The organism is Leptospiraceae bacterium (assembly GCA_024233835.1).
Taxonomy (GTDB): Bacteria; Spirochaetota; Leptospiria; order Leptospirales; family Leptospiraceae; genus JACKPC01.
In genome coordinates, this window is sequence record JACKPC010000007.1 from 377,014 (window position 1) to 384,372 (window position 7,359).

Consider the following 7,359-nt stretch of genomic DNA (forward strand, 5'->3'; position numbering starts at 1 on the left):
TGGTTTAATTACTACTTATATTTGTTAATGCTATTCTATTAAAAAATAAAAATGTCTCTTCAGCACATTTTTCCCAGGAAAATTTTTGGGCTTTGTTATATGCTTTACTAGAACATTCCACTCTAAAATTCTTATTCATAATTAGTTTTTCAATGGAATCCGATATTGAATCCGGTTTTAGTGGATTAAAAAAAACTCCGGCTTCACCTAATAACTCCGGCATGGCAGACATTTCAGAACAAGCAATTGGTAATCCTGATGCCATTGCTTCTGTTAGAATTTGTCCGAAAGTTTCACAAGAAGATGCAAAAACAAATAGATCAGATCCTTTGTAAAAGCTTTCTATTTCTTGATGAGAAATACCACTATAATACTTTATATACCGATTTTCAGGATCCACTTTGCTTATTGTTTCTTTTAATTTTATAAATGCTTTTTTTTCATCAGGATTCCCAATTAAAGTTAACTCTAACGGCATGTTTTTCCTTCTTAAAATATCCACCGCTTTTACAACATTCCATTGATGTTTATATTCTCCAATAAAAGAAACATAGAGTAGTTTATACGGATTTGAAGTTGAATATTCAGAAATTTCTTTTTGCTCTTTAGGCTTACCGTAAAATTTCGAGTTTATACCATGATGAACAATTACAGTATTTTCTTTAGTTTTATTTAATTGAGTTAATACTCTCTCTCTCGCAAATTCAGTTAAATAAATTACTCCATCAGCACTTTTAAAAGTCTTAGATTGAGTAATTCTTAACATTTTCATCTTAATCGCAAATAAAGAGAACCCATACCTTTTAATTTCTTCTACTTCAAAAGGTAAAAGATTTTGGCTCATAGTTACAAAAGGACGAAAACCACCTGAATAAGTTCCACCCGGAATAAATAAAATATCACAATTAACTTGCTTAGCTCGTTTACTTAGTAGAAACTTTTGCCAATAAGTTCTGTGTAACAAAGACTTATTCAATAAAGGTTCATATACTTTTTCAAGCCAATTTCTATCTTCTATTTTATCTAAAGTAGAAGTACCACCCCAAACAAAGACTTTCTCAAATTGATATTTCTGAGGCTCAGCAGCTCGTAAAAGCTCTACAAGATGAACTACTCCACCTCCACCACGAATATTTGATGCGTCGATTCCTAGGATCATTTTGTTAAAACTACTTGAATTTTATTTTTCTCTAACCATTCAGAGTTCATATAAAAAACTTTCACAGTAAATTTGATAAAGGGATTCGTCATCCCTATTTTTCTTAAGGGGAAGCCCAAGCTAAGTACAAGCCTAATTTGCCCTCTATTTAAACCTTAATAAGTATAAATTTCTTCTAAAAATACCCCATAGAATAAAGAATATAATGATTAGCGACTTATCATACCATATTGAATAATGTATATCCATCAAAAAAAATACCATTATACTCACATAGGACAACTCCAATTGTTTCCAGGTATCATCATTTATAACTATATCTTTAATTAACCTTAACTTCATACCAAAAAGAATAAAACCTGTAAAAATACTAAGATAAAGAGGAAATCCAATTAATGTTATTGAGTCCAAAAAGCCAACATCACCACCAATTGCATATATTGGTTTTTTAAATAAATCTCCAAACACTAATAAATAAGGATATTCCAAACACAAATCTAAAAAATGTAAAATTTCTTCAAATATAATACCTACTGTGTAGCTATCTTTTGAAGATGTAAAAACAAATAAAAGCTGATTAACCAACATATTAAACGCTCTATAAATAAGCAAAGAAATAAATTCAAAGAAGAAGACTGTAAAAACACTTAGAAGAAGAAACATTATTAAAAGCGAATGGAAGAGGTATTGCTTTACAAATATATCCTTACGCACCTTTGATATTTTAAAAATATCTTTATAAAACCATAAACCAACTATCATATACACGACGATAGATGTAGTATTCATCCCCAATACAAGAACAGAAAAGCCCAGACTCCAAATAAAAAACTTGATTTTCTTCTTATATTCCCTGATTAAAGACAATAGAGTATAAAAACATATTATTATATATGCAGAAGTCATGCTGTGCTTTGATAGAATACCTTGCGCTCTCGAACCAGTACTTAATCTTGCTTGATTTGCATTCCCTATATCTTCTGTCTTCATTCGCTTCATTGAATAATAAAAAGCTTTTTCAGAAAAATTCGTAAGTTTATCATTAACAGATTTATTATAGGATTCATAAACAAACTGTGTACTTATTATCATACCACAGATTACTATCATTTTTAACAATACTGTAATTAATTCAATTTTCTTAATACTTACCACAAAAAAATAAAACAATACCGGAGCTGCATATAAAAATAGATACCTAAAGATCTCGCCGACTTCCCGATATTCAAGAAATGTAACAATTATCTTAATTATTATAATTATCCAAAAAATACCAATAAAAAAATCTATATATTTTTGCTTTGGATACAAATTTAAAAAAAAATACTCTATAACATTACCAATATTAAGAAAAACCAAAAGCATTAGTAAAATATAAGGAACTAAAGCCCATAACTCACTATTAAATGTTACTTGGAAAAAAAAAGTAAATGAAGTAAATATAACGCTTAAACTAATTAAGATTTTATTTATTATACTTTTAAGATTTTTTCTGTTAAATAATGTCTCCACTTAGCTTTAAATCCTTTATTATATCTTAGAGGCTAACAATAGTATTCGTAATAGTTTTTTCATAAACACTATAAAACTTCCATCTCTCATAAGAATAAAAAAACCTTTAGTTATTTTTTTCTGTTTAATTTCATAAATAGCCAAACCAGTATACCAAGTCTTAATGGCCTGATTTATTTCCGGTTCATTAAACTTTTCCAATACTTTAATAGACTCCTCATAGCCACACCTCCCATGGTAATGTGAATTATTATTCTGATGTATACGATATCTACATATAACTTCTTGAACAGCTCTAACTTTATACTTATAGGAAATCTTAACAAACAAATCATAGTCTTCAGCTTGCTTGTAAGAAAAATCTATACCTCCAACTCCCCAAAAGAATTCATTTTTCACCATACCGGATACTAAAAAAATAAAATTCTCATAGATTAATCGATTAAAGATATTACCTTCAGGTAAAACTTCATTTAAGACTTCCCTGTTATATCTTTCAGCACCGGAACTTAAAATATTACTTTCTGTTTCGGGAACAATAAATGAAATAACCTTCCCATAAACCAACCCCAAACTATCATCTTCCTCTGCAATAATAGCTACCTGCTTTTCTAGTTTTTCCGGAAGCCAAATATCATCACAATCCAAAAACCCTATCCACTCTCCACTGGCTTTTTCAGCAGCTAAATTCCTGGCAGCACCCAAAGTGGTATGCTCCGGTGCATAAAAATACTTCATGCGTTCATCTTTATAAGTCTTAAATATAGAAGCACTTTCGTCTGTAGATTGGTTATCCCAAAAAATAATCTCCCAATTAGTGTAGGTTTGGACCAAAACAGAATCTATAGCTTCTTTCAAATACTTCGAGCTATTATAACAGTTCATGATTACACTGATTAATGGATTACTTTTCGAATCTCTATTTACCGTTTGCATTTTATCTTTTACTTTTCATCTAAGGTTGACCGCTCTTTCTAACTCGTCCGCCACATACTCAACATCTTCTACTGTTAAATCATAATGCAATGGTAAGGTCAGAAGTCCACTATATATTTTCTCAGTATTCGGAAATGCACTTGGTTTCAGATCTTTATAATATGTTAACCAATGATTGGGTTGGTAGTGTAGGCCAGTCTGAATTCCTTTTTCAAGAAGCTGTTTTCTTAAGGATTCCCTGTCTTTCATTCCAGAAATGAGAACCGGATATATATGTGGAACGACCTCATCATAATTTTTTTGGAATGTTTTTATGCTCGAATGATTCTGAAACTTTTTATCATAAAGCTTTGCAAGCTCCTGCCTCTTCTTAGCCATCTCAGGAAAACGCTTGAGTTGTTCAATACCTATTGCCGCCATAATATTACTCATGTGGTATCGCCAACCTTGCTCAACAACATCAAATTCCCAACTCCTTTGACCACTATACCTTTTCTCAGTATCCTTTTCTACTGCTAATAACCGTAAATCTTTAATTTTATTTAAAACACCTTCATCTGAAGAAACAATACATCCACCTTCTCCGGAAGTAATATTTTTAATCCCATCAAAACTAAAACAGACAACATCTCCAAATGCTCCAATTTTCTGTCCCTTGTATACGGTTCCAAAAGCATGAGCAGCATCTTCTATCACTCTAAGTTTATTTTTTTCGGCAAATTGATAAATGGCTTCCAAATTCCCCGGTTGACCCGCGTAATGAACGGGCATAATAGCTTTAGTATTTGGAGTCAGACGTTTTATAGCATCGTCCAGATCGATGGAACAATACTTTGGTTCTATATCACAGGCAACCGGTTTTGCACCTGTAGCAGAAATTGCCTGAAAACTGGCAACATAAGTTAGAGACTGAACAAGAACTTCATCACCCTTTCCTATACCGCAGGCTTGAATTGCTAATTGTAAAGCAGCAGTTCCTGTATTAACACACACTGTTTCTCTTCCAAAAAAATCAGCGAGCATGGTTTCGAAGAGCTTTGTTTCTTCCCCCATCCCTAATAACTCTTTATCTAATGTCCTTAATACTGCTTGTTTTTCAGAATCGGATAAACAGGATTTTGAAAGTCGGATTAGTTTATTCATAGTTTAAATCTTCCAAGGAGCTTTTCCCGAACTCCATAGTTCTTCCAAATAATCCTTATCTCTTTTCGTATCCATACATTGCCAGAATCCATCGTGCTGGTATGCCATGAGTTCCCCCATCTTCGCTGCCTGTTCAAGCGGTTCCCTTTCCAAAATTGTAGAATCCCCGGAGATTAAATCAAAGAACTCAGGCTCAATCACAAAGTACCCTCCGTTAATCCAGCCCTGAGTGGTCTGTGGCTTTTCCTGAAAACTTTTTACTGCACCTTCTTTGATATCCAATTCTCCAAATCGAGCCGCCGGATGTACGGAGGTCACAGTTACCATCTTTCCATGGTTCTTATGGAATTTAATTAATTCTTCTATATTAACATTTGAAACTCCATCTCCGTAAGTAAGCATGAAGGTTTCATTTCCTATATACGATTGTAGTCGCTTCACCCTCCCACCCGTCATTGAATTCAGCCCTGTATCAACAAGCGTTATTCTCCAATCCATAGAAGAGGAAGAATGTGTAGAAATTGCACCTGTTGACAAATCAACTGTAAAATCAGAATTAAGAGTTTTATAATTCAAAAAATATTCCTTCACATATTCCGATTTATACCCCAGAGCCAGATAAAAGTCCTTATGTCCAAAATTAGAATATGCATTCATGATATGCCAGAGAATAGGTTTTCCTCCAATCGGAACCATAGGTTTTGGAATCATATCAGTGTATTCCGCAAGTCGCGTACCGAATCCACCGGCGAGGAGTATTGTTTTCATAAATTCACCATCCACCCTGTATATTTTCTATCGGCATATTGTTGGCTTCTTTAGGATCATGTAATAAATTAGCTATGTTCAAAAGAATATTTTCTTCACCAATTCCACTAAAGGATAACCAGATTTTAGGAGGAACTGTAAGACGATAGTAATTATTACGTGACAATTCCACAGAACCAAACTCGCCCATTGTCTTTGAGTCTTCCCTATCATCATAAGCTATAAATTTGATTATTCCACTGATAACGACTAAATTAAGAGTCATCTCCAGATGTTTCTTCCAGCCCTTTATTTTCCCTTTTTCAACTGTAGAAAAATAAGCTTCACCGAATCCTGAAAAACCGGGATCCGTTTTCTTCATGGCATGTAATACATTCCCCATTTCACCGGGAATGATTTTTAACGGGGTTAGGAGTATTCCATCTATTTCATTAATTTCTTTCATTTAATTTTATTACTCACTTCTTTACTAGCGAGGGTTAGTGTTCATGAATAAAATGATTGATTTTTTATTTCGCCCAGAGTAACCCTTTCCTTCTGGCTATTTCTGTGTATTCCTCGATCTGAGCTTTGCTGTATTCATAGACGTCCGTACCTCTGCTATAAAAATTTTTATACCATTCAGAAGTCATACGAATCGTAGTTTCAAAGTCCAGGACTGCTTTCCATTTCAGATAAAAGAGTGCTTTATCACAGTTCAACTTTAGAAGTCCTGATTCGTAGGGACCATCATGGCTTTCGGATATATCTTCATATCTCACCTGATCCCAATGTTTTTGCATTTCTTTTACGAGTTCAAGAACTGTCTGGTTGTTTTCAGAAGGAGGTCCAAAATTAAAAGCCTCTCCATGAAACTTAGAATTTTCTTGCAAAGCCATTGCAAGATTGATGTATCCGCTCAAAGGTTCTAACACCAACTGCCAGGGTCTTGTTGCCATCGGATTTCGCAGCTGCACTACTTCATTTTTTGACCAGGCTTTTACGCAATCAGGAACAATCCTGTCTCCTGCCCAGTCTCCTCCACCAATCACATTCCCTGCCCTTCCAATTCCGATCTTAACTAAATTATCTTTTGATTGAAAATAGGATTTAATATAAGATTTGATTATAAGCTCTGCTGCACCTTTTGAAGCACTATATGGATCCGGTCCACCAAGAGCATCGGTCTCTTTATATCCCCAAACCCATTCTACATTATCATAACACTTATCACTGGTTATAAGAACTGCAATACATTCTTTTTTTAGCTCCCGTAATCCTTCAAGGATATTTGCTGTTCCCATAACATTTGTAGAATATGTAAGAAGAGGCTCTCTATAGGACAATCTAACCAGAGGTTGGGCTGCTAAATGAAATACAAAATCAGGTTGCTCACTTTTGAAAAAAACTCTGATCTTTTCAACATCTCGTATATCGAACCGATGATCTTCCAATTTGTCAGCCAAACCAGCCTCCTTAAAATGAGAAGGGGTGGAAGGAATATCCCATGAAATTCCCTTAACTTCAGCCCCAAGACTGATTAACCAAATACTAAGCCAGGATCCTTTAAATCCTGTATGTCCGGTAATAACTATTTTTTTATCTTTAAAGACTTTTTCTAGTTTCATGCTTTAATTTTATTTTTTACTCATAATATAATAATACTTACTATTAATTGTTGGGATAAATTCATCCTCAACTATCGTAAATTCTACATTTTTCATCGAGTAATTCATAAACAATATATTTATGGGAACCTCTATTAACTTCATTTTTATCCCTCTCAATAAAGTTAGCATCTTCAATGCTTTTCAAATACTCTTTGTTTTCACCCTATTTTTTTCTTAAATCGGTGGAATAGA

7 protein-coding genes are annotated in these 7,359 nt (G+C 33.5%); all 7 read right to left on the minus strand.

Annotated elements, in window-relative coordinates:
• Positions 1-4 precede the first annotated feature (4 nt).
• The gene (locus H7A25_25785; GenBank protein ID MCP5503336.1) at positions 5-1,159 is read right to left on the minus strand and encodes a glycosyltransferase family 4 protein; all 1,155 of its coding nucleotides are present in this window, start codon (positions 1,157-1,159) and stop codon (positions 5-7) included.
• Between the two features lie 144 nt (positions 1,160-1,303).
• Positions 1,304-2,671 carry a hypothetical protein gene (locus H7A25_25790; protein ID MCP5503337.1) on the minus strand — a complete coding sequence of 456 codons (1,368 nt, stop codon included), beginning with the start codon at positions 2,669-2,671 and terminating at the stop codon, positions 1,304-1,306.
• 18 nt (positions 2,672-2,689) lie between these two features.
• A complete protein-coding gene (locus H7A25_25795) occupies positions 2,690-3,556 on the minus strand; it encodes a glycosyltransferase (protein ID MCP5503338.1) in 867 nt (288 codons plus the stop codon).
• 66 nt (positions 3,557-3,622) lie between these two features.
• Positions 3,623-4,750 (minus strand): DegT/DnrJ/EryC1/StrS family aminotransferase, encoded by a 1,128-nt coding sequence (locus H7A25_25800; GenBank protein MCP5503339.1) that lies wholly within the window; start codon positions 4,748-4,750, stop codon positions 3,623-3,625.
• A 3-nt stretch (positions 4,751-4,753) separates the two neighbouring features.
• Entirely contained in the window at positions 4,754-5,518 is a 765-nt protein-coding gene (gene rfbF, locus H7A25_25805; GenBank protein ID MCP5503340.1) for a glucose-1-phosphate cytidylyltransferase, read from the minus strand.
• 4 nt (positions 5,519-5,522) lie between these two features.
• The gene (locus H7A25_25810; GenBank protein ID MCP5503341.1) at positions 5,523-5,963 is read right to left on the minus strand and encodes a dTDP-4-dehydrorhamnose 3,5-epimerase family protein; all 441 of its coding nucleotides are present in this window, start codon (positions 5,961-5,963) and stop codon (positions 5,523-5,525) included.
• 64 nt (positions 5,964-6,027) lie between these two features.
• Positions 6,028-7,125, minus strand: coding sequence for a CDP-glucose 4,6-dehydratase (gene rfbG / locus H7A25_25815; GenBank protein MCP5503342.1), 1,098 nt, complete (start codon positions 7,123-7,125; stop codon positions 6,028-6,030).
• Between the last annotated feature and the right edge of the window lie 234 nt (positions 7,126-7,359).